The 22,860-nt window shown below is 35.0% G+C and carries 24 protein-coding genes and 1 tRNA gene; 14 read left to right on the plus strand and 11 right to left on the minus strand.

Translation table 11 applies throughout. The features are described 5' to 3' along the window. Nucleotides 1-60 precede the first annotated feature (60 nt). A complete protein-coding gene (locus tag ACFEMA_RS11505) occupies nucleotides 61-420 on the plus strand; it encodes a BlaI/MecI/CopY family transcriptional regulator (protein WP_411768348.1) in 360 nt (119 codons plus the stop codon). A 2-nt stretch (nucleotides 421-422) separates the two neighbouring features. Then, entirely contained in the window at nucleotides 423-2,495 is a 2,073-nt protein-coding gene (locus ACFEMA_RS11510; protein ID WP_411768349.1) for a M56 family metallopeptidase, read from the plus strand. Nucleotides 2,496-2,599: 104 nt separating this feature from the next. Here ACFEMA_RS11510 and ACFEMA_RS11515 read toward each other — a convergent pair whose 3' ends face one another. Continuing rightward, nucleotides 2,600-4,573: an endonuclease gene (locus tag ACFEMA_RS11515; RefSeq protein WP_411768350.1), complete on the minus strand. Its 1,974-nt coding sequence runs from the start codon at nucleotides 4,571-4,573 to the stop codon at nucleotides 2,600-2,602. A gap of 535 nt (nucleotides 4,574-5,108) precedes the next feature. On the opposite strand from ACFEMA_RS11515, the gene ACFEMA_RS11520 reads away from it, so the two are divergent. After that, nucleotides 5,109-5,264: an SsrA-binding protein gene (locus tag ACFEMA_RS11520; RefSeq protein WP_411768351.1), complete on the plus strand. Its 156-nt coding sequence runs from the start codon at nucleotides 5,109-5,111 to the stop codon at nucleotides 5,262-5,264. A 96-nt stretch (nucleotides 5,265-5,360) separates the two neighbouring features. Here the strand turns inward: ACFEMA_RS11520 and ACFEMA_RS11525 are convergent. Continuing rightward, nucleotides 5,361-5,434, minus strand: a tRNA-Arg gene (locus ACFEMA_RS11525). An 85-nt stretch (nucleotides 5,435-5,519) separates the two neighbouring features. On the opposite strand from ACFEMA_RS11525, the gene ACFEMA_RS11530 reads away from it, so the two are divergent. The 6 genes from ACFEMA_RS11530 (at nucleotide 5,520) to ACFEMA_RS11555 (ending at nucleotide 9,679) form a co-directional block, all read left to right on the plus strand. Beyond that, the gene (locus ACFEMA_RS11530; protein WP_411768352.1) at nucleotides 5,520-6,152 is read left to right on the plus strand and encodes a Crp/Fnr family transcriptional regulator; all 633 of its coding nucleotides are present in this window, start codon (nucleotides 5,520-5,522) and stop codon (nucleotides 6,150-6,152) included. Between the two features lie 60 nt (nucleotides 6,153-6,212). Continuing rightward, nucleotides 6,213-6,770 (plus strand): YeeE/YedE family protein, encoded by a 558-nt coding sequence (locus tag ACFEMA_RS11535; protein WP_411768353.1) that lies wholly within the window; start codon nucleotides 6,213-6,215, stop codon nucleotides 6,768-6,770. 2 nt (nucleotides 6,771-6,772) lie between these two features. Further along, a complete protein-coding gene (locus tag ACFEMA_RS11540; protein ID WP_411768354.1) occupies nucleotides 6,773-7,189 on the plus strand; it encodes a DUF6691 family protein in 417 nt (138 codons plus the stop codon). Next, nucleotides 7,190-7,987: a sulfite exporter TauE/SafE family protein gene (locus ACFEMA_RS11545; protein WP_411768355.1), complete on the plus strand. Its 798-nt coding sequence runs from the start codon at nucleotides 7,190-7,192 to the stop codon at nucleotides 7,985-7,987. 65 nt (nucleotides 7,988-8,052) lie between these two features. Continuing rightward, complete coding sequence (locus ACFEMA_RS11550) at nucleotides 8,053-9,459, plus strand: MBL fold metallo-hydrolase (RefSeq protein WP_411768356.1); 1,407 nt, start codon at nucleotides 8,053-8,055, stop codon at nucleotides 9,457-9,459. A 10-nt stretch (nucleotides 9,460-9,469) separates the two neighbouring features. Then, nucleotides 9,470-9,679: a DUF2892 domain-containing protein gene (locus ACFEMA_RS11555; protein ID WP_411768357.1), complete on the plus strand. Its 210-nt coding sequence runs from the start codon at nucleotides 9,470-9,472 to the stop codon at nucleotides 9,677-9,679. Here the strand turns inward: ACFEMA_RS11555 and ACFEMA_RS11560 are convergent. The 6 genes from ACFEMA_RS11560 to ACFEMA_RS11585 all read right to left on the minus strand — a co-directional run bounded on the left by ACFEMA_RS11560 (nucleotide 9,676) and on the right by ACFEMA_RS11585 (nucleotide 14,606). After that, the gene (locus tag ACFEMA_RS11560) at nucleotides 9,676-9,951 is read right to left on the minus strand and encodes an ATP-dependent Clp protease adaptor ClpS (protein ID WP_411768358.1); all 276 of its coding nucleotides are present in this window, start codon (nucleotides 9,949-9,951) and stop codon (nucleotides 9,676-9,678) included. The genes ACFEMA_RS11555 and ACFEMA_RS11560 overlap by 4 nt on opposite strands. Nucleotides 9,952-9,958: 7 nt before the next feature. Continuing rightward, on the minus strand, nucleotides 9,959-10,795 hold the full coding sequence (gene prmA / locus ACFEMA_RS11565; protein ID WP_411768359.1) for a 50S ribosomal protein L11 methyltransferase: 837 nt from the start codon (nucleotides 10,793-10,795) through the stop codon (nucleotides 9,959-9,961). 115 nt (nucleotides 10,796-10,910) lie between these two features. After that, the gene (gene tpiA / locus ACFEMA_RS11570) at nucleotides 10,911-11,660 is read right to left on the minus strand and encodes a triose-phosphate isomerase (RefSeq protein ID WP_411768360.1); all 750 of its coding nucleotides are present in this window, start codon (nucleotides 11,658-11,660) and stop codon (nucleotides 10,911-10,913) included. A gap of 91 nt (nucleotides 11,661-11,751) precedes the next feature. Beyond that, a complete protein-coding gene (locus tag ACFEMA_RS11575; RefSeq protein WP_411768361.1) occupies nucleotides 11,752-12,828 on the minus strand; it encodes an ABC transporter permease in 1,077 nt (358 codons plus the stop codon). Between the two features lie 3 nt (nucleotides 12,829-12,831). After that, nucleotides 12,832-13,926 carry a BT_3928 family protein gene (locus ACFEMA_RS11580; RefSeq protein WP_411768362.1) on the minus strand — a complete coding sequence of 365 codons (1,095 nt, stop codon included), beginning with the start codon at nucleotides 13,924-13,926 and terminating at the stop codon, nucleotides 12,832-12,834. 137 nt (nucleotides 13,927-14,063) lie between these two features. Beyond that, nucleotides 14,064-14,606 carry a DUF1599 domain-containing protein gene (locus ACFEMA_RS11585; protein WP_411768363.1) on the minus strand — a complete coding sequence of 181 codons (543 nt, stop codon included), beginning with the start codon at nucleotides 14,604-14,606 and terminating at the stop codon, nucleotides 14,064-14,066. 185 nt (nucleotides 14,607-14,791) lie between these two features. Here ACFEMA_RS11585 and folP point away from each other — a divergent pair, with 185 nt between their 5' ends. Genes folP through ACFEMA_RS11600 form a run of 3 tightly spaced genes read left to right on the plus strand, consistent with a single transcriptional unit; the run spans nucleotide 14,792 to nucleotide 17,267 of the window. After that, nucleotides 14,792-15,616, plus strand: a complete 825-nt coding sequence (folP, locus tag ACFEMA_RS11590) for a dihydropteroate synthase (protein ID WP_411768364.1) — start codon at nucleotides 14,792-14,794, stop codon at nucleotides 15,614-15,616. Between the two features lie 53 nt (nucleotides 15,617-15,669). Further along, complete coding sequence (gene cdaA, locus ACFEMA_RS11595; protein WP_411768365.1) at nucleotides 15,670-16,452, plus strand: diadenylate cyclase CdaA; 783 nt, start codon at nucleotides 15,670-15,672, stop codon at nucleotides 16,450-16,452. 2 nt (nucleotides 16,453-16,454) lie between these two features. Beyond that, nucleotides 16,455-17,267 (plus strand): DUF3667 domain-containing protein, encoded by an 813-nt coding sequence (locus ACFEMA_RS11600; protein ID WP_411768366.1) that lies wholly within the window; start codon nucleotides 16,455-16,457, stop codon nucleotides 17,265-17,267. A 1-nt stretch (nucleotide 17,268) separates the two neighbouring features. Here the strand turns inward: ACFEMA_RS11600 and ACFEMA_RS11605 are convergent, their stop codons facing one another. Beyond that, nucleotides 17,269-19,038, minus strand: a complete 1,770-nt coding sequence (locus ACFEMA_RS11605) for an ABC transporter ATP-binding protein (protein WP_411768367.1) — start codon at nucleotides 19,036-19,038, stop codon at nucleotides 17,269-17,271. Nucleotides 19,039-19,041: 3 nt separating this feature from the next. Continuing rightward, nucleotides 19,042-19,788, minus strand: coding sequence for a tRNA pseudouridine(38-40) synthase TruA (truA, locus tag ACFEMA_RS11610; protein ID WP_411768368.1), 747 nt, complete (start codon nucleotides 19,786-19,788; stop codon nucleotides 19,042-19,044). Between the two features lie 121 nt (nucleotides 19,789-19,909). On the opposite strand from truA, the gene ACFEMA_RS11615 reads away from it, so the two are divergent. Then, nucleotides 19,910-20,401: a metallophosphoesterase family protein gene (locus tag ACFEMA_RS11615; RefSeq protein ID WP_411768369.1), complete on the plus strand. Its 492-nt coding sequence runs from the start codon at nucleotides 19,910-19,912 to the stop codon at nucleotides 20,399-20,401. A 58-nt stretch (nucleotides 20,402-20,459) separates the two neighbouring features. Here the strand turns inward: ACFEMA_RS11615 and ACFEMA_RS11620 are convergent, their stop codons facing one another. Beyond that, nucleotides 20,460-20,870, minus strand: coding sequence for a DUF4293 domain-containing protein (locus ACFEMA_RS11620; protein ID WP_411768370.1), 411 nt, complete (start codon nucleotides 20,868-20,870; stop codon nucleotides 20,460-20,462). Between the two features lie 225 nt (nucleotides 20,871-21,095). Between ACFEMA_RS11620 and rho the strand changes: the two genes are divergently transcribed. After that, nucleotides 21,096-22,781 (plus strand): transcription termination factor Rho, encoded by a 1,686-nt coding sequence (gene rho, locus ACFEMA_RS11625; protein ID WP_411768371.1) that lies wholly within the window; start codon nucleotides 21,096-21,098, stop codon nucleotides 22,779-22,781. The last annotated feature ends 79 nt before the right edge of the window (nucleotides 22,782-22,860 follow it).

Genomic DNA, 22,860 nt, shown 5'->3' on the forward strand with positions numbered 1-22,860 from the left:
AGTTGTATAACTATAAAAATAGTTATATGTTTGAGGTATCAATTAAAAATCTAAAATCACATGCAAAAGCTCACAAACAAGGAAGAAGAAATAATGCACATTTTATGGAAGCTCGAAAAAGCCTTTGTAAAAGACGTATTGGCTGAGATAAAAGATGAAAAGCCACACTATAATACATTGTCCACCATCATCCGAAACCTTGAGGAAAAAGGCTATGTGAGCTACAATGCTTATGGCAAAACACACCAATATTATCCAATCGTCAGCAAAGAGAGTTACAAAACCAAATTTATGAACACCGCTATTGAAAATTACTTTAACAGTTCCTATAAAAATGTTGTTTCTTTTTTTGCAAAGGAGGAAAAAATCAGTGTGGATGAGCTTAAAGAAATCATCGCTCTAATAGAACAAAAGAAATAATTATGGAATATTTACTAAAAGCAAGCGCTGTAGTCTTTCTATTTTATTTGTGCTACAGTCTATTTTTAAAGAAAGAGACTTTTTTTCAGCATAACCGTTGGTTTCTATTGATAGGTATTACCACTGCTTTGGTTTTTCCTTTGGTTGTGATCCCTGTTGAAATCATGGTAGAACCTACTGTAATACCTGAAACTGCTTTTTATATAGAAAACACAAACCCTACGACAATAACACAAACAGAGCAAAGCTTCCAATGGCAGAATGTATTACCAATTGTATATTTAGCTGGCCTTGTTCTGTTTTTAATACAGTTTATGCTTCAGTTTGGGTCCTTGATTCTTTTGCTCTTTAAGAACCCTAAAACTAAAGATGGTATTTATACTTATATCATTGTAAAAAGTAAAGTGTCCCCTTTTTCATTCTTCAAATGGATTGTCTATAATCCTGAATTATTTGAGGAAGAAGAATTACAGCTCATATTAAAGCATGAAAAAGTGCATGTGCGCCAATTGCACTCCATAGATATTGTTTTAACTCGGCTAGCTTGCGTCATCTTTTGGTTTAATCCTATTATGTGGATGTACAAAAACCAGGTTCACCAAAATCTAGAATACATCGCAGATGATGAAACTCAAAATGCTACTGAAAATGACAAAGACTACCAACATTTACTGGTCAAAACAAGTGTTGCTAACCAACACATGCCAATAACCACAAATTTTTATAATTCATTAATCAAAAAACGAATCATCATGTTAAACAAATCGAGATCTAAACAAGCAAAACTATGGAAGTCATTATTGGTGTTACCGCTTTTAACCGCCTTACTATTAAGTGTAAACACTAAGGACATTTACGTAGAAACTGACCCTGCTAATACTTCAGTTAGCCATTTTCAGCCAAACACTAATGAGAATTCTGTTGGTGACCCATCAACACTAGAAAAGAATGCCGACGAAGCCATTAAAGAGATAGAAGTTATTTTTAAAAACACGATGAGCAATTCTGATCTTGAAAAAATTACATCAATGCTCAAAGAGAATGGAGTTACAATGACCATTGAGGACTTGGACCGCAACGATAATGGGAAAATATCGAGCATAAGAGTCTCATTTACCACTGAGCTAAGTACTGCTAATTACGGTGTCACCGACCCAAGTGGTATTCAACCTTTTGTGTTTAAGATGAATAACACCGGAGGCATTAAAGTTGGATCCACAGACCAAAAAAATGTTTGGGTTGCTAAAGAAAAAGGCAAAGGAAAAAATACATTTACCATTACTACTGAGGAAGATGAAGAGCATCACAATGATGATGGAGAATTACATTTTATTGATAAAGATGATGATGAAAATGTTTTTTATTTAAAAAATGGTGATGCTAAAGTAAAAACCTCTGCAAATGGTAATTATGCATACGTTATAGCAGATACAATTAAGATGAAAGACGAGATAAAAAAATCTTATTGGATTGATAGAAATGATGGCAAAAAAGACCTCAATGCTATACAAAGAGATAATGTAAAAATCATTACGCAGTCATCGACTTCTGAACCTTTGTACATCATCAACGGAAAGCGAGTTGACAAAAGCCAGCTGAGGATTTTAGACCCTAAGCGAATTGATAGTATGAGCGTATTAAAGGGAGACAATGCAACTAAAATTTACGGAAAAGCAGGAGAAAATGGTGTAGTAATAATAAATGCAGATAGCATAAGTAATTACAGTTTTAAAACAAAAAATAGTCCATGGAAAGTGAGAACTGCTGTTTCGAGTGTTGAATTTATTGATGATGAAAACCCGTCCGAAAATGGCTTTAGTTATTACGTATCAAAAAATACAACTGACAAGCAATTTGGGGTTTATAAAAGCAAGCTTGAATCAAGAGGCATAAAAGTGAAATTCTCCAAAATAAAACGCAATTCCGCCGGTGAAATCACGAGCATCAAAATTTCTCTTACAGACGAAAGTGGTTCTAAAGCTAGTGCTACATGGAGAGATGACGAAGAAACAATACCAAAAATATTAGTGGGTAAAAAAGGGGGTAAGCTAAGGGTTTCTTCCTCTACATTCTAAATGCTCAATGTCATTCAGAGCATTCCGAATATATTCGGAGTCGGAGAATCTTCCTCGTTGTAGTTTTGAGAGATTCTTCGCTATGCTCTGAATGACACTACTATTTATTTTAGTATTATTTTTTTAGTTGAAGCACCCGATTCATTAGCAATCTTTACTAGATACATTCCTGGAGTTAAGTTTAAGCTTATTTTATTTTTTACTGCTTTTTCAGAATACACCAACTTTCCGTCAGTAGAAAATATGTCCACATCAAAATCAGATTCCAAACCAGAAACAAATAAGGTGCCATTTGCCGGATTAGGGTATAATTGAAATGACAATTCAGTTTCAGAATCAGTGCTCAAAGATTGAGACCACACATTCCCTGCTTGGTTTCCCCATATATATTCTACCAAAAGCGGTTGGTCAATCAATGGGTTTCTGTTTTTCTGCCAATTAGCAATAACATTGTTTTTATTCATCTCAAAATCATCCACAGGGTCATCTCGGTGCCATTGTAGCAATGTTGCTAGGTCACCTAATTCCCCAGTTGTCGGATTTTCCAATGCAGGAAATCCATCGACTATAGACAGACCATTGTAACGAAGAGCAATAAAAAATACACTTCTGGCTACATCTCCCTTAAAACTTCCTTCATTGCCTGTAGGCCCATTATAAATGCCGTAATGGTCATTTCCACGGATACTGTTTTCCGCAGCATCTGCAGCTCTTAAACCATAAGCATCAGAGTTGCCGTGGCGCAAAGAATCCGCATTTGTTTGCCAAAATACATCAATACCATCAGCAATATCATCTTCCTCGATGCTAAAATAACCCGCTCTAGACCTAGGAAACGTATGCTCTCTGTTCCACTTTCCTGTATTGTCAGAAGATGTTTGAAAATCTAATTTAGGTCGTCCCTCTTCAGAATACACTAACCAAACTTCATTACTATTTTCAGGATTTTGATCAGCTTCTTTTAAGATATCAATCACGTCAGAATAGGTCTGTGCTCTTACTATTGTTGGGTCTGAGATAATATCTTGAATTGCCTGTTTTAAATCCTCACCTGCCAATCCATCTAAACTATCGTAATATCCATCGGCTTGAGTGCTCGTAACTTTATCATAAGTAGGGTTGACTGGCGTTCCCCATTCTGCAACCGTAAAATCATTATCTACAACCCTAACTTCAAGAAAATTATTGCCTGCAATTATAGGTTCTTCTAAATCCAAGAATTGGATCTTAAGCACCTCATCTCCTTCGTCATCTAAATCATCAGTAAGCGAAATAACAGTAGAGGTTTCATTCTGGCCAATTAATATCGTAAGGCTTGTTGCCCCTGTATAATCCGAATTACCAAATCCAAAGTTATTCAGACTTATGTTGAAATTAAGATCTGAAGTCATAGTATCTTCAGCAGTAAACGTTATGGTAAGGTCTTCACCTTCATTTAACTGTGTTTGGGATACCGAAATTGTAATAGCATTAAAATCAATACCATTACCATCATTATCAGCTCTAGGCGTAGGAGTTGCTGCCGCATACGTTACATTATCCATAGCATCCACAAATCGTTGAATAGATTTTGGTGTGCTATTAGTACCATTATCATTGTACTGTGTCGTTTGTCCTAAAAGCCCCAACAAAATAGTATCTGTTGTATCATTAGTACCATAAACCATGGCATCAATTAAGTTAAAATCAGTAGTTGCTTTTGTACCTTCTGGGAAGTTTTCAATTGAAGTTTGATAAATCGCAACGGCATCCGCACCATTTTGAATAAGGTTATCCGAAGTTATGACTTGAGGAAAAGGTGATACATTAACATTGCCTAAAACCAATAAGCCGTTACTATCTGTTTCATAACCTGCCAAATCATAAGCCAAGTAACTAGAGTCATCTCCGCTGGTTGAACCATTAAAAAACACTAGAATATAACCGTTTGTTGAAAAATTAGAGGCTGCTGATCTTAATTCTACAAACTCCATATCGTCAATACTTGGTGTATCACCATCTAACTCATTAATCAATAAATCTTGGGCGTAGAGAAATCCAGAGCCGAACAAAAAAGACAACATTATTAGTCTAAGCATATACTTTTTTTTGCAAAGATAGGTGTAAAAAACAATTCGCAATGTTAAAAAATAATATCCCAATAAGTAGATGCTACAATTTTTAATAGTATTGGCTACAAAAGATGAAAAGCTAATTTTATGGTGTTTTGAAGGCAAAACTTCCCTACGTTTTTAAAATTAGCCTGAAAACACCCCTATAAATATTTCAATATGAAATATAAAATATACTTTATAATTAATAATTAAAACATTATTGTAGATAATATCTAAAATTCTATAACAAAACTCATCTTTAAACTTATAATTTAGTATTCAAATTCATTAATTTATTACAAAATCTTTGGTAATAGGCTACAGCTATATATATATTGAAAACTCAATCAAAAACGTAGTAAAATATTAACCTTATTAACCAAAGAAATTATGATCACACTAGCAAAAGTTCTCATCGAAATACTCATTTCGAACTTCTAGAAAAACCAACCAATCTAAAACTTAGTCGAAAGGCTAAGTTTTTTTATTTTTACATCTTAAAGTACTGAAACCATCGACTATGAAAAGAAAGTTGTTTAAAATACTTGCTAAGATCAATAAGGTCGTTTTACCTTCATACACTAAAAGAGAGTTGGATTTGGCAAAGGCATCAAAATTTCAATTGGCCATCATCGGTTGGCGGGCTTATGTCACAAAGAATGCTTTGGGAGATTAATTTCGGCAAAAGGACATCTAATAATTACAAATCGAGCTTAACAGAAAAATAAAAAATCCTAACCCACTTATAATAAGTAAATTAGGATTTATTCTGTGACCTCGACAGGATTCAAACCTGTAACCTTCTGAGCCGTAATCAGATGCGCTATTCAGTTGCGCCACGAGGCCGATTTTTAGTGGGTGCAAATATAATACATTTATTAAAAACCAACCAAACTATTTAATTCATAAATTCAATTTCCTATTTTTGAATATGGTTTCAACAGAATCTCTTTCCCAATTTCAAAATATATTTAATTCTGGTTTACTACAAAAAATCCAAGAAGCAGCTTTCTTAAAAGAATTCGAGAAAGGCAGCATCATTATTGATATCAATCAAGATTTAAAATATGTCCCTCTACTTATTAGCGGCAATATAAAAGTGCTTAGGGAAGACAATAATGACCATGAAATAATACTGTATATTCTTGAAAAAGGGGATACATGTGCCATGTCACTGACATGCTGTATAGATAAGTCCAAAAGCAAAATTAGAGCCATTGCAGATACCGATACTGAAGTCGTTATGGTTCCTTTAGAAAATATGCTACTTTGGTTTAATTCAGAGCCTGATTGGAGGCAGTTTATCCTACAAAGTTATCAAATAAGGTTTGACGAAATGCTTCAGACCATTGACACCTTAGCTTTTATGAATATGGACGAAAGACTTTTTAAGTATCTCACCAATCGTGTAAAACTATCTGGAGACCCTGAGCTCAATATCACCCACCAACAAATTGCAGAAGATTTAAACACTTCTAGAGTTGTGGTTTCTAGATTACTCAAGCAACTAGAGAACAACAATAAAATCACCCTTAGCAGAAATAAAGTAGAAGTTTTAACTTAAAGTAACATAGGTCACATAAGGCCAAGTCTTAAAAACTTATTTTTGTGTAAAATATCAATTATGGAATCTATTTTAGAGCCTTGGCCATGGTACATTTCGGGCCCCTTGATTGCTTTAGTAATGTTTTTGCTATTATATTTTGGACGCACATTTGGTATGTCCTCAAACCTAAGAACCCTTTGCAGTATTGGAGGCGCGGGAAAGTATTCAGGATTTTTTAGATTCGATTGGAAGGCTCAACGATGGAATCTTATAGTCGTCGTAGGAGCTATTTTAGGAGGATACATTGCACATTTTCACCTGTCAAATCCAATAGACATTAATTTAAGTACAGAAACAATCAGCGATTTACAGGCATTAGATTTTAGTAATGCAGGCAATACGCTTTTACCACCAGAACTTTTTAGTTGGGATGCTGTATTTTCAATTAAAGGAATTCTGATCTTGGTGATTGGTGGGTTTTTGGTCGGTTTCGGCACACGTTACGCTGGTGGCTGTACCTCTGGCCATGCAATTACTGGTTTGAGCAGTTTACAACTGCCATCTTTAATTGCCGTTATTGGCTTTTTTATTGGAGGCCTTATTATGATTCACTTTATATTCCCAATATTATTTTAGTTATGGGCAAATACATTAAATTTTTTCTCGTTGGAATTTTCTTCGGAATTGTATTGGTTAAGTCCGAAGCAGTTTCTTGGTACCGAATTTTCGAAATGTTTAAATTTCAATCCTTTCACATGTACGGTATTATTGGCACAGCTGTAGCTACAGGTGTCATTATACTATTAATTGCTAAAACATTTAAAATAAAAAATCTTGAAGGGCATCAGATAAATGTCCCACTAAAAGACAAAAGTTGGACTCGGTATCTCATTGGTGGTAGTATTTTTGGATTAGGCTGGGCACTTTCTGGTGCTTGCCCTGGACCAATGTATATTCTGGTTGGTACTGGAGTCTTTTCGGTCCTTATCTTAATTGCCGCTACACTCTTAGGCACATTTGTTTACGGTGTTTTAAAAGACAAACTACCTCACTAAATGGATATCACAGAGATTCTTGGTTATATAAGTGCTCTATTTGTTGGATTAATACTTGGTCTTATTGGCGGTGGTGGCTCAATACTCACGGTACCAATTTTAGTTTATCTCTTAGCATACAATCCTATTATCGCTACTGCATATTCTCTATTTGTCGTGGGGTCTTCGGCTTTAGTTGGCACTATTCAAAAGCACAGAAAAGGTCTTGTGGATATTAAAACCGGGCTAGCCTTTTCATTCCCTTCTTTTGCAGCAGTTTACATGTCCAGAAGATATCTTGTCCCCAACCTCCCAGATACTCTTTTTTCTATAGGTGAATATAACCTCACCAAAGAAATGGGAATAATGATTTTCTTCGCAATTGTAATGTTTTTGGCAGCATTCTCTATGATAAAAAAGAAGAATAGCACAAGCCCCAATACCTCAAAAATTGCCTATTACAAAACCTTTATACAAGGTATAGTAATCGGTACTATAACTGGTATCATTGGTGCAGGTGGTGGCTTTTTATATGTACCCGCGCTAGTGTTATGGACTAATCTTCCGATGAAAAAAGCTGTAGGCACGTCTCTGATAATAATCACAATAAACTCTTTGATAGGGTTTATGGGAGACCTTCAAACTATTGATATTGAATGGCCTTTCTTATTGTCTTTTTCGGGGTTAACAATTGTAGGTATACTCATCGGTGGTAAACTTTCAAAATACATTTCAAACCAAAACTTAAAAAAAGGGTTTGGAATTTTTACTATAATAATGGGCCTTTATATTATATATAGAGAACTCTTTAACTTTTGAATGTGATTTTGGTTACACTAAAAACGAATCAACTTTCGTAAATTTGACTATTAAATTTTATGATTATGAAGATTGAACAATTATACACCGGATGTTTAGCACAAGGAGCATATTATATAGAGTCTGAAGGAGAAGTTGCTATTATAGATCCTCTTAGAGAGGTGCAGCAATATATTGATGAAGCAAAATCGAATAATGCAAAAATCAAATACATTTTTGAAACCCATTTTCATGCTGATTTTGTTTCAGGACATGTAGATTTAGCTAAAAAAACTGGTGCCACTATAGTTTATGGCCCTGGTGCAGATACAGCTTACGACATTTATTCTGCTAAGGATAATGAAGAATTTAAATTAGGAAAGCTCACCATAAAAGCACTTCACACACCAGGACACACCTTAGAATCTACCACATATTTATTGAAAGACGAAAACGGCAAAGACCATGCTATCTTTACTGGTGATACTTTATTTTTAGGTGATGTAGGAAGACCTGATTTAGCTATTAAATCTGATTTAACTAGTGAAGATTTAGCAGGCATGTTGTATAATTCCCTCAGAAATAAAATAATGCCATTGGCAGATGATGTTATTGTATATCCTGCTCATGGTGCTGGTTCTGCTTGTGGTAAAAACCTGAGTAAAGAAACTGTTGGAGTTTTAGGTGAACAGAAAAAAACAAATTATGCGCTAAGGGCAGATATGACAAAGGACGAGTTCATAAAAGAAGTATTAACCGGTATAGCGCCACCACCTCAATATTTCGCTAAAAATGCAATGCTCAACAAACAAGGATATAGTGATTTTGATGTTGTTCTTAAAAAAGGAAACGTGCCCTTGCAACCAGATGCTTTTGAGGCTATGGCTAATTATGAGTCGGCTTTAGTCTTGGATGTAAGAACTCAATTCGATTTTGTCAAAGACCATATTCCAAATTCTATTTTTATTGGTCTTAATGGTCAATTTGCACCGTGGGTTGGGGCTTTAATTACAGATTTGGAGCAACCTATAATTTTAGTTGTTCCTGAAGGAAAATCCCAAGAAGCTGTGACTCGTCTATCTCGTGTTGGCTACGACAATACATTAGGGTATTTAGAAGGTGGCATCGAAGCTTGGAAAGCTTCAGGCAGAGAAACAGAATCACTAGAATCTATATCTGCAGAAACGTTTGCAGAAGCAGTTAAAAAAAGTGATGTAAATATTTTAGATGTCAGAAAAGATGGTGAATATAAATCCATGCACTTAGAAAATGCCCAGCATTTTGCTCTAGACTTTATAAACGATAATATGAATGAGATAAATAAAGATAAAACCTATCACATTCATTGTGCAGGTGGATATCGATCTGTTATCGCAGCATCAATTCTAAAGGCTAGAGGTTTTGAGAATCTGATCGATGTTGCTGGTGGTTTTGGCGCTATAAAGAAAACGGATTTACCAACATCTGAATTTGTGTGCCCATCAACTTTATAAAGAATGGATTATGACTAAAAATATAGGAAGTACGGATAAATTTATAAGACTGCTATTAGCTGGGATAATTGTTATTCTATCTTATTTAGAAATTATCGAGGGCACATTGGCAATTATTTTGTTAGCCATTGCTGGGATATTGGTGGTGACAAGTTTCTTTAACCTTTGTCCACTTTATTTAGCTTTAGGTAAAAGTACCTGCAAGGTAAAAGATAATTAAACTATTTCTGCACTAAGACCTGCTTGTAACAGTTTAGAACATCTTGGCTCTAAATCTTCATAAGCTCCTGTTTTAACAGTACACTTGCCTTTGTAATGCACAAGAATAGAACACTGCTCGGCTTGTTCTGGCGTATGATCACAAGCATAAATAAGAGTATCAATGACATGATCAAAGGTATTAACATCATCATTGAACAGCACAATTTCATTCTGTTTAATTACGTCTTCTTCGAGAAGTAATTCTTCGGATTGTTTTTCTCTGGTACTCATAACAGCACTAATTTATAAATTTTAATGAAACCCACTGCCCTCTTTTAAGGGTTTCCTTCAATTTTAACATATTTCTATTACACTCATTTTCAATCATCGGGATGTCTTCTTCATAGAAACCGCTTAGATATAATTCCCCTTTTGAGTTCAAACAATCAGTATAGGTAGCAATATCCTTTAAGAGAATATTTCTATTAATATTGGCAATAATTGTATCGTATTTTTTTCCTTTCAGTAATGCAACGTCACCTTCATAAACTGAAATGTCTTTACAATTATTACGTTCAGCATTTTCAATACTATTTAAATAGCACCAGTTGTCTATATCAATGGCTTCAACACTTTTTGCACCTATTTTTTTTGCTAAAATTGCTAGTACGCCAGTTCCACAGCCCATATCTAAAACGGATTTACCCTTAAAATCATTGTTTAAGATATGTTGAATCATCATGTGGGTGGTTTCGTGATGACCAGTACCAAAGCTCATTTTGGGCTCAATAACCAAATCGTATTTTGTATTAGGAGCCTCATGGAATGGAGCTCTCACTGTACAGAGGTCATCAACGACAATAGGGTTAAAGTTCTTCTCCCACTCCGCATTCCAGTTTGTTTGGGCTATTTCTTCATAAGAATATGAAATGTTAAACTCATCAGAGTTTAAAATGTGTATGTCATCCAATACACTTGAAGTCCATTCACTTTTTTGAATATAAGCCACTACTCCATCATCGGTTTCAACAAAACTCTCAAAACCTGCATATCCTAATTCGGCTATTAATATTTCAACGGCCGGTTGTAATGGTTGAACATTAAATGTGTAACCTATATAAATGTTGTCGGACATATTGAATATTTGATTTTGCTTTTAATTAAAAATGATGGAATCGTTAGGATTAGCAAATCGCATCTCAATGTACAAGATTCCTCTTCATTCCTCATTCGGAATGACAAATCAATAATTAAAACGCATTAACGATAGCATAGAAATCTTCGGCCTTTAATGACGCGCCACCTATTAGTCCTCCATCAACATCTGGCTTTGAAAATATTTCTTCGGCGTTATTTGGTTTTACACTACCACCATATAAAATAGACACATTCTCAGCTGTTTCAGAACCATATTTGTCCTCAAGCGTCTTTCTAATAAACGCGTGCATTTCCTGTGCTTGTTCTGGACTTGCAGTTTCGCCTGTGCCAATAGCCCATACGGGCTCATAAGCCAAAACGATATTTTTGAAAGCATCTGCTTCTAAATGAAATAATGCGTTTTTAATTTGGCTTTCAACAACTGCTTCTTGATTATTCGCTTTTCGGTCACTTAATTCCTCCCCAAAACAGAAAATCACTCTCATATCGTGCTTTAATGCTGCATCCACCTTTCTGGCAAGTGATTCGTCAGTTTCATTGTAATAGGCACGACGCTCACTATGACCTAAAATAACAGTAGTAATCCCTAGGCTTTTTAGCATCTCTGGACTTACTTCTCCTGTATAAGCTCCACTTTCAGAAAAATGCATGTTTTGGGCAACAACTTCAATTTCGGTAGTTCGCAAAGACTCATTGGCATGCCATAAATTGGTAAAGGACGGAGCAATCATTACTTCCGCATCAGAGGTTTTATTCTGATTTTTAAGATCTGTTATTAAAGATTGTGTTTCCGAAAGATTATTATTCATCTTCCAATTTCCTGCTACGATATGTTTTCTCATGATAATTTTTAGATATGATTTTGTGCACTAATTTAAAATACAAAGATACTATTATAAAGAGGAAGTTCTAAACGATAAACACAACGGCTCTTTAACTTAACTTCACTCTTGGGTCTAGCCACGCATAAATAACATCTACCAAAATATTGATAGTAATGAAAATGACGGCTATTAACAAAACAGAGCCCATAATTACTGGCAGATCGAGTGTGTTTAAGGCATTAACAATTTCTTTTCCGAGGCCATTCCAGCCAAAGATATATTCCACAAAAACGGCACCAGCCAACATGGAAGCAAACCAGCCAGAAATTGCTGTCACCACAGGGTTTAAAGCGTTTTTTACGGCATGCCTTTTTATAACATTGAATTCGCTTAATCCTTTAGCTCTTGCGGTTCTAATATAATCTTGACTCATAACTTCTAGCAAAGAATTACGCATGAGTTGAATAACAACAGCTAGAGGTCTTATGCCTAGGACTATGGCTGGCAATATTAGGTTTTTCCATTGTATGGTCATCCGTTCACCAAAGTCATCGAGTTCATAGAGGCTTCCTGTCATTTCTAAATTAGTGTATCTATGTAGAACATATCCGAAAACCCATGCAAAAAGGATGGCGCTAAAAAAAGATGGTACACTCATCCCCAAAGTACTCAATACTTGAATACTCTTATCGAGCCAGGTGTCTTGTTTCAATGCCGAAATCACACCAAGAATTAAACCTAAAATAATGGCAATAATTATCGCCGCAATAGCTAACACAAAAGTGTTAGGTAGAGTCTCGCCGATGACTTGACTTACTTTTTTACCTTGCTTTGCAAAGGATTCGCGTAAATATGGCCATTTAAGGGCTAGATTAGTTTCACCTATTGAAAATAGTTTTAAAGCGTCATACTTATTTTCATCCAAATAGGTATAATCTTCTGACTGTGTTGAGTGGAAAGAAACGAACGAAAGATCGTTTAAATAGTAAAAATATTGTGTGCTCAAAGGTTTATCAAAACCATACTTCTTTTTAACGGCTTCAACTTGTTCGGCAGTTTGATTTTGCCCTAACATCATTTTTGCGGGGTCACCCGGCAACACCGTAAATAAAAAGAAAATGACCGTTACTACTCCCAGAAGCGTTAAGCCTGCATAGAAAATTTTATTTAGGAGATAACGGAACACTAGCTATAGTTCAATGTCTTCAATATCATTCCAATGTGCCTTATCCACAACAGTACCACTATTAAGAATAACAATTCCAGGGTTGGCTCGCACTATAGTCTTTACGACCTTTTCATCACACAAATAAATATCAAAATTGAGCTTAAACTGCTCTTTTAGTTGTTGTTTGGCAGTTTCTCCTGATGCTGATAAACCTATCACTGTATAACCTTTATTAATCGCTTTATCCGTAAAAGACTTTAATTTTGCCAAGCCATCAGGCTCAGAACTTGCTATATTATACATCGCTACAATGACCAAATTATCTTTTTCTAAAAAGTACGAGGTTAAATCCTCATCAGCAGACTCTATAGTAAAATCTTGAATAGGAGGAATATAGCCTTCATCTATTTGTTTTGTTTCAACATTAATGATTTCATCATATTCTGAAGGGCCACGACCATTATCTATGAATGTCTTCTCTTCGCCATTCAATTTATAATTCCAAGTATATTCTACAACAGGACGTGCGGCATCTGGTGGAGTTGCCATTTGTTCTTGAATGTTATTTCCAACTTTATATGCCCTAAAGTCCACATGTGGCAAATGCATTAGCACATCATATCCTATATAAAGTGATACTAAAAAGGCCATGAGAGCAATAATAGTATTAGGCAACTTTGAGAATATAGGGTTGATGTATTTTTTACCTACAAAAAGAATTAATATCAATACTAATAAAACAACATCCTTAGTAAAGCTTTCCCAAGGAGTCAACTTTAAAGCATCGCCAAAACACCCGCAGTCTTTTACTTTATCGAAATAAGCTGAGTAAAAGGTTAAGAACGTAAAGAAAACAATCATTAAGAGCAAGCTCCAGATTGTAAACTTTCTTTTATAGCCAATCAATAAAAACACTCCAAGCACAACCTCAAATACTACCACTAAAATTGATATCCCTAATGCGTAAGGTTCTAAAAAAGGAAGATTCAACACATCCGCACCAAAATACTCTTGCAATTTATAAGAAAACCCTAGCGGATCATTAAGTTTTATCCATCCTGAAATGATGAATAGCACTCCTACAAGAATTCTACTGATACTAACTAAATATTTCATAATGCGCTGGTGGCTGAGGCTCTCGAAGCCACGTTTTATTTTTAATTATAAAGTCACTTCGAGAGCCTCAGTAACCCTTATATTTATCCATTAGTCACTTCGAGAACCTCAGTGACCATTTCTTCTATACTTTAAAATTATTCTACTTCACTTAAATGAATCATTGCAAAAATCGCATAATTGATCATGTCTTGGTAATTGGCATCTATACCTTCACTCACAATGGTTTTACCGGCATTATCTTCAATTTGCTTCACCCTTAACAATTTCTGTAAAATTAGATCAGTCAAAGAGCTTACTCGCATATCTCTCCATGCTTCTCCGTAATCGTGATTTTTATTTAGCATTAATTGCTTGGTTAATGCTACTTTTTCATCATACAAATGAGTTGCTTCATCTGTAGTAAGATCTGGTTGCTCAACGACTCCCCTATCAATTTGAACGAGTGCCATAACACAATAATTCACTATTCCAATAAATTCACTCTCCTGACCTTCGTCAATTTTTTGCTCAGTGTTTTGCTGTAAGCCTCTTATTCGCTGTGCTTTAATAAAAATTTGATCCGTCAATGACGGCAGTCTTAAAATACGCCACGCACTGCCATAATCTGACATTTTTTTTATAAAAAGTGATCTGCATTTATCAACAACAGCATCGTATTGTTTAGAGGTATTTTGCATAATTAAAAATAAACTTCTCTTTGGTTACCATTAAGGCGCCTGGCCCAGAATTTGATAACATTTAAAGTATTCCCTGATATATCTAAATTGCGATTATCGCGTAAAATTTGTGTAAATTTCGCATAAATATATTAATACTTCAAGGTTTAAAACACTTATTGCCTTATAAAATTCGAAATAAATAGATGACTATAAATTGCAAAGGGGAATTAATTGATTTATCGTCTCCAAAAGTGATGGGTATAGTAAATATAACCCCTGACTCGTTTTATAAAAACAGTCGATTTAATGAAAACTCTTCAATCCTTAATAACGTTGAAGAAATGTTAAAAGAAGGCGCCTCATTTATTGATGTTGGTGGTTATAGCTCTAGGCCTGGCGGGAATGAAGTTTCTGAACAAGAAGAATTGCAAAGGGTTGTTCCTGCAATTGAAGCGATTCTAAAAGAGTTTCCCAAAACCATTATTTCAATAGATACCTTTAGAAGTAAAGTTGCCACAGAAAGTATAAAGGCAGGAGCTGCTATTATAAACGATATTTCGGGAGGGCAAATAGATGAGTTTATGCTAAAAACTGTAGGCAGCTTAAAAGTGCCTTATGTAATGATGCACATGCGAGGGAATCCTAAGACCATGCAAACCCTAACGGATTATGACGATATTGTTAAGGATATTATTTCCTATTTTTCAGAACGTATTCAATTAGCAAAACAACATCATATTCTAGATATTATTATTGATCCTGGGTTTGGCTTTGCAAAAACGACAGCTCAAAACTACGAACTACTTAAAAAATTGAACGTATTAAAAATAGTGGACAAGCCGATTTTAGCAGGCATATCTAGAAAATCCATGATTTATAAAGTTCTCGGTTCTGATTCTTCTGAAGCACTAAATGGCACAACTGCTTTACATATGTTGGCGCTAAACAATGGAGCATCACTACTTAGAGTGCATGATGTTAAGGAAGCAATGGAATGTGTTAAGCTCTATAATCAAATGAATATATAGTCTTGTGTTTCTATATTACTTCTAATTTGTTAAATTAGCAAAAACCATAAGGCTTGGAAAACTTTCAATTTTGGGATTTTAGATTTATTGACTTTGTCGATGTGTTCTTGGTCGCCATTCTTCTCTATTACATTTACAAGCTGGTTAAAGGCACAGTTGCTATCAATATTTTTATCGGCATCCTCGTTATTTATTTCGTTTGGCGACTCACCGATTACCTCAATATGCAGATGCTACATCGTATTTTTGATGGTTTTATGAAAGTTGGGATTATCGCCTTAATTGTTGTCTTTCAACCTGAAATTCGAAAATTTCTCCTTATGGTAGGCTCTACTAATCTTGGGGGCAAACGTCGAATTTTTAAAAGTTTTAATTTTCTTAAAAGTGATATTGAAACCACAACTGATATCGATGCTATTTTATCCGCATGTGTTTCAATGGGTGCTTCTAAAACTGGCGCATTAATCGTTATTGAACGAAATAACAATCTCGATTTTTTGATGAATACTGGTGACGAAACTGATATTGCGGTGTCACAACCTATTATTGAAAGCATCTTTTTTAAGAACAGTCCCTTGCACGATGGTGCCATCATCATTGAAAATAACGTTGTAAAGGCCACTCGAGTTATTCTTCCTGTAAGTAACGAAAAAACCATTCCAGAACGCTTTGGGCTTAGACATAGGGCAGGTATAGGGATAACAGAAAAAACGGACGCCATAGTTCTTGCTGTAAGCGAGGAAACTGGTCAATTATCTTATATAAAAAATGGAGAGTTTATGATGTTTAAGGATATGGAAGAACTGTCTGAAAAAATAAAGAAAGATTTAGTTTAATCATGAACTGCAAAAACTGTAAGAAGGATATAGGTCACGAAAGCAATTATTGCAGCTACTGCGGAGCCAGAGTGATAAGAAACAGACTTACCTTTGGCAACTTATTAAGTCACTTTTCTGAGGAATTCCTTAATTATGACAATCGCTTTGTGCAGACCATAATTGCAATGGTCACTAAACCTGAAGCAGTAATAAGATCTTACATTAGTGGAACCAGAAAAAAATACGTCAATGTTATCAGCTTTTTTGCAATAGCCATTACATTATCCGGACTCCAAATGTTTTTATTGCAGAAATTCTTTCCTGAAGCACTAGACTTTTCTTCCATTTCTCAACCAGGAACAGAAGATATTAATAAAGGGATCTTTGATTTTATACAAGAATACCAATCCATAGCCATGATGCTAAACGTTCCTTTTTATGCCCTAATTTCTCGTATAGTATTTATTAGGGAAAAGAAGTTTCGATACAATTATACTGAGCACCTTGTGGTCTTTATGTACATCTTGGCGCAACTCTCAATATTTGGTGTTATAATTATGATAGCAGGTGCGGCCTGTGGTTTGGACGTTGGACTAATTTCAATGATATTAGGTGTGTTCCAAATCATTTATTCTGGCTATTGCCTTAAGCGTATATTTAATTTAGATTGGCCGAATTTTATCCTCAGATCCCTAATATTCTTTGGCGTCTTATTGGTGCTAGGTGTACTATTTACAGTACTTTTTATTGTAATTGCTAAATATACAGGAGTTTTAGATAGTATGATTGAAGCTCAAAAACAAGCTATAGAGGCAGCAAAACAAGTTAAATAAGTTAGACAGCTTCAGCCTTAAGAAACTGAACTTCGTATAAGTTTTTATAATAACCACCTTGGTGTTGAAGTAGACTTTGGTGTGTTCCCGTTTCTACAATCTTACCAGCATCCATAACAATAATTTTATCAGCCTGCTGAATCGTTGCTAAACGGTGCGCAATGACAATAGAGGTTCGTCCTTTAGTTATTTTATCAGTCGCATCTTGTATCAACTGCTCTGAATATGAATCAACTGAAGATGTCGCTTCATCCAAAACCAAAATACTTGGGTTAGTGACATAAGCTCTTAAAAATGAAATTAGTTGTCGTTGCCCTGAGGATAGCATAACACCACGCTCCTTAACATTATATTGGTACCCATTTGGCAAGCTCATAATAAAATCGTGAATCCCAATAGCTTTTGCAGCTTCAATAACATCAGCTTCGGAAATCCCTTTATTATCTAAGGTGATATTTTTGAGTATGGTATCAGCAAATAAGAAGACATCTTGTAGCACAATAGCAATCTGGCTTCGCAAAGAACTCAGGGTTAAATCCTTAATATTTGTGCCATCAATTTTTATAGTACCAGAATTGATGTCATAAAAACGATTAAGTAAATTAATTATGGTCGATTTCCCCGCACCTGTTGCTCCAACTATTGCTACTGTTTCACCAGATTTTATATCTAGCGAAATACCTTTGAGCACCTCTTCGTCTGCGACATAAGAAAATCGAACATCCTCAAACTGAATATTCCCTTTAAAAGTATCGGCTTCCTTAGTTCCCAAATCGTCAATATGAGATTGTGTATCTAAAACTTTAAACACACGGTCCGCAGCAACCATACCCATTTGAAGCGTATTAAACTTATTGGCTATTTGATTTAACGGCCTAAACAACATCGGTATAAACATTATAAACGCCATTAGATCACCCACAGTTGTATCTGGTGTTGGACCTACAACGTTTATGGCACCAATCCAAATAATGGCTCCCATGGTTAAAGAAGACAAAAATTCTGCAATCGGAAAGAAAATAGAATTATACCAAACCGTCTTGAGCCATCCTTTTTTATGGCGCTCATTGATAACCTTGAATTTTTTGTATTCCGTAGATTCACGCGTAAATAGCTGCAATATTTTCATACCCGTTATCCGCTCCTGAACAAAAGAGTTTAGATTCGACACTTCGTTACGCACTTCTTCAAAAGCACGCTTCATATATTTCTGAAAAATCTTTGTGGCGTATAAGACCAATGGTAAAACTGTAAATACAATTAAGCTGAGTTTCCAGTTCATCGCTAACATAAAACCACCGACTACAGCCATTTTCATCACATCACTAAAAATCATGAAAAGACCTTGGCCAAAAATATCAGCGATACGCTCCATATCAGTTACAGCCCTTGTTATCAATACTCCAACCGAAGATTTATCGTAATAGGTCATCTTGAATTTAAGCATGTGCTTAAATAATTTTACTCTAATGTCCTTTACCACAGATTGCCCCAACCAACTGGCATAATAAATGAATAATAAGTTGCTAATAACCTCAGCGACCAGCAGCCCTAACATTATGTAGATGTAAAACAAAAAGCCTTCAAAATCCTTGGGGGCAATTTGGGTATCTATGGCTTGTTGCAACACTTTAGGACGCAATGCACCGAACAACGCCAGACCAATGACACATAACAAAGAACCATAAAACACGACTTTATAGGGTTGTATGTAATGCAATAACCTTTTAAATAAGGTCACATCAAATATCTTTTTAGTGTTGTTTGCCATTTCTTATTTCAGATAAATAGTATCTGGATATTTTATTTTAGTTAAATAAAGTCCTTGAGCGGGTACAGAATACCCTGCCTGTCCTCTATCTTTAGACTTTATAATATGATGTAAATCCTCAACTGCTAATTTATGCAAACCAATATTAATCATTGTCCCAACTATTGCTCTTACCATATTTCTTAAAAAACGATCAGCGGAAATAGTAAATAGCAATTCGTCACCAGAAACCTCCCAATTAGCACTTTTTATGATACAATTATACGTCTTAACATCAGTATTACTTTTTGAAAAGCATTGAAAATCTCTATAATCGAATAAAATCTTACAAGCTTCATTCATTTTAGCCATATCCAAAGACAAATGGTGTTTATAGGTGAAATCTTGGTTAAAGACGTTCTTTTCGGTTGATATCCTGTATTCATAAGTCCTTTCAAGTGCATCAAAACGAGCATGAGCTTGTGGATTTACCTCAAAAATTTTCCTAACAGCTATATCAACTGGCAACAGCGAATTTAGTTTATAACATAACTGTTCTGTTTGTAACATGCTAGCACTATCAAAATGAGCATACATTTCTTTAGCGTGCACACCTGTGTCCGTACGGCCTGCTCCAACAATAGAAATTGTTTCTCCCAATAAGGTCGTTAACGCTTTTTCTAAAGTTTCTTGTACAGTAATCGCATTAGGTTGAATCTGCCAACCATGATATGCTTTCCCATTGTAAGATAATTGAATAAAATATCTCAAGTTAATCCTTTACTTTTGCCTTCAAAGTCACAAAGATAATTTTATTCCTGCGAAGGCATTAATCTTAACAAAAAATTGAGGTTTTCACTCTATTATCTCTTTAAGCTTTTCTGCATTTAATATGAAAAAAATCCTACTTCTTTCCGATACTCATAGTTACATTGACGCTGATATTTTAAAATATGTAAAGCAAGCGGATGAAGTTTGGCATGCCGGTGATATTGGTGATTTAAAAGTAACAGATGCCATAAAAGTACTAAAACCCTTACGAGCTGTATACGGGAATATTGATAATGCTACAATCAGAAACGAATATCCAGAACATAATCGCTTTACTTGTGAAGGTGTTGATGTTTGGATCACTCATATTGGCGGTTATCCTCCCAAATACAACAATAGAACTCGTGATGAGCTAAAACAAAATCCACCACGCCTTTTTATCTGCGGACATTCTCATATATTAAAGGTAATGCCAGATAAAAAACTGAACCTTCTACACATGAATCCTGGCGCAGTTGGCAAACATGGGTTTCATAAAGTACGTACCATGTTACGATTTACCGTTGATGGTGGTAAAATCGAAAACCTTGAAGTGATTGAGTTTAAGAAATAAAAAACCCAAAGTTTTCACTCTGGGTTTTTCGCACTAATACTACTAAGATGTTAGGTGTTTATCGTAATCGATCTACAGATTTTACAAGATCTTCATCCTTTTTTATGGCCTTATTGGCTAAGACCAAACACACGATAGAAAAAATAGGAAGAACCATCCCAATACCTTTCTCAGAGACGTTAATCTCTCCAGATAAATTTAGAGATTGATAGACGAACACTCCTAGTAAAACAAAGTTTAATATGATGTTGAGTCGTCCCAAAATAAACTGGGACTTTCTGTTTTTAAACCTAAAAATCGAAATTAGAGCCAACAATGCTGAGCCCAAAAACAAGCCCAAAATATAGTAAATTGACTGCGCAAAAACCTCATTTCCATTAGTATCTGTCCATAAGTAAAAAACAAATGGAAGCACACCTGAAATCACTACTGCAAGTAATAAATATAAGGTTTGTATACGTTGAATCATTAGGTTCTTAAATTTCGAAGCACAAAATTAAGAGTTTCTTATAAATAATGCCCTTATTTTTAAAATAAAAATCGTATTATTGCAGTAGTGAAGTATTCATCAACGAATTACAACACTACATCTTCCGATTTCAATTCACACATTTCTTTTTTTGGTCAATTCATTTTTAGAAATTTTTGAAAGAATCAATATCGTAAACAATATAATTCATATTACACATACATAATGTTTGAAATTTCTCAGTTAAAAGCTAAAAAACTGCCTGAATTACAGGAAATAGCAAAACAACTAAAAGTACCTAAATACAGGACTCAAAAAAAATTAGATTTAGTTTATCAAATTCTAGATTACCAAGCAGCTAACCCAGAAGCGGTTAAATCTGCTGTAAAAAATGACGATAACTCAACAAAGTCAGAGTCATCTAACACAAGTAATCGTCAGCAAAAACCTCGCCCTCAAAGAAAGGATTCAAGTCATCAAAAATCCAACTCTAACCAAAAGAGTCATCAGGATAAAAAGGATTCTAAAAGTGATAATAGAGGTTCTAAATCATCTAATGATTCAAAGAACGATTCAAAGAACGAATCAAAGAACGAATCAAAATCTAATGATTCGGGTAATAACAACCAAGGTAACGATAATAAGAGTTCTAATAAAAATCAGAGCAACGACAATAAGAGTTCTAACAGAGGGCGTAGTAATTCTAAAAGCGATAATCGCTCAAATCGTTCTAATAACCCAAAAAATAACGGCAATAAGGATAACAGAAACCGTTACCGTGAGCCAGATTATGAGTTCGATGCCATTATAGAAAGTGAAGGCGTTTTAGATATTATGCAAGATGGTTATGGGTTTTTAAGATCTTCGGATTACAATTACCTGTCTTCACCTGATGATATTTATGTATCGCAATCTCAAATTCGTTTATTCGGATTAAAGACTGGTGATACAGTTTTAGGTCATGTACGACCTCCTAAGGAAGGTGAGAAATATTTTCCTTTAATTAAAGTGAGTAAAATTAACGGTCAAAGCCCGCAAGTGGTGAGGGACCGTGTAGCCTTTGAGCATTTAACTCCGCTTTTCCCTAAAGAAAAATTTAATATTGCAGAACGACAAAGTACCATTTCTACACGTATTATGGACTTGTTTTCACCGATAGGAAAAGGGCAACGTGGCATGATTGTTTCCCAACCAAAAACAGGTAAAACCATGTTATTGAAGGACGTTGCAAATGCTATTGCAGCCAATCATCCAGAGGTGTATCAAATGATTTTATTGATTGATGAACGTCCAGAGGAGGTAACCGACATGCAGCGTAATGTACGTGGCGAAGTTATTGCTTCTACCTTCGATAAGGAAGCTCACGAGCACGTAAGAATTGCTAATATCGTTTTAGAAAAAGCAAAGCGTTTGGTTGAATGTGGTCATGATGTAGTGATATTACTAGATTCCATTACGCGTTTAGCAAGAGCGTATAACACTGTACAACCAGCATCTGGAAAGATATTATCTGGTGGTGTTGATGCTAATGCTCTACACAAACCAAAACGTTTCTTTGGTGCAGCACGTAATATTGAAAATGGTGGTTCTTTAACCATTATTGCAACAGCGTTGACTGAAACAGGTTCAAAAATGGATGAAGTTATTTTTGAAGAATTTAAAGGAACAGGTAACATGGAGCTGCAATTAGATCGTAAAATATCTAATCGTAGAATTTTCCCTGCCATTGACCTTACCTCTTCAAGTACAAGACGTGATGATCTGTTATTAGATGAAAATACGATTCAGCGTATGTGGATTATGCGAAAGTATTTAGCCGACATGAATCCTGTAGAAGCTATGGAATTTATCAACGATAGATTTAAGCAAACAAAAAATAATGAAGAGTTTTTAATTTCTATGAATAATTAAAATTGAACTTGTTATAATATATAAAAGCCTCGCAATGCGGGGCTTTTTTTGTGTTTAGTCTTTTTTTATGAATGATGGG

This window comes from Winogradskyella sp. A3E31, assembly GCF_046720935.1.
Lineage (GTDB): Bacteria > Bacteroidota > Bacteroidia > Flavobacteriales > Flavobacteriaceae > Winogradskyella.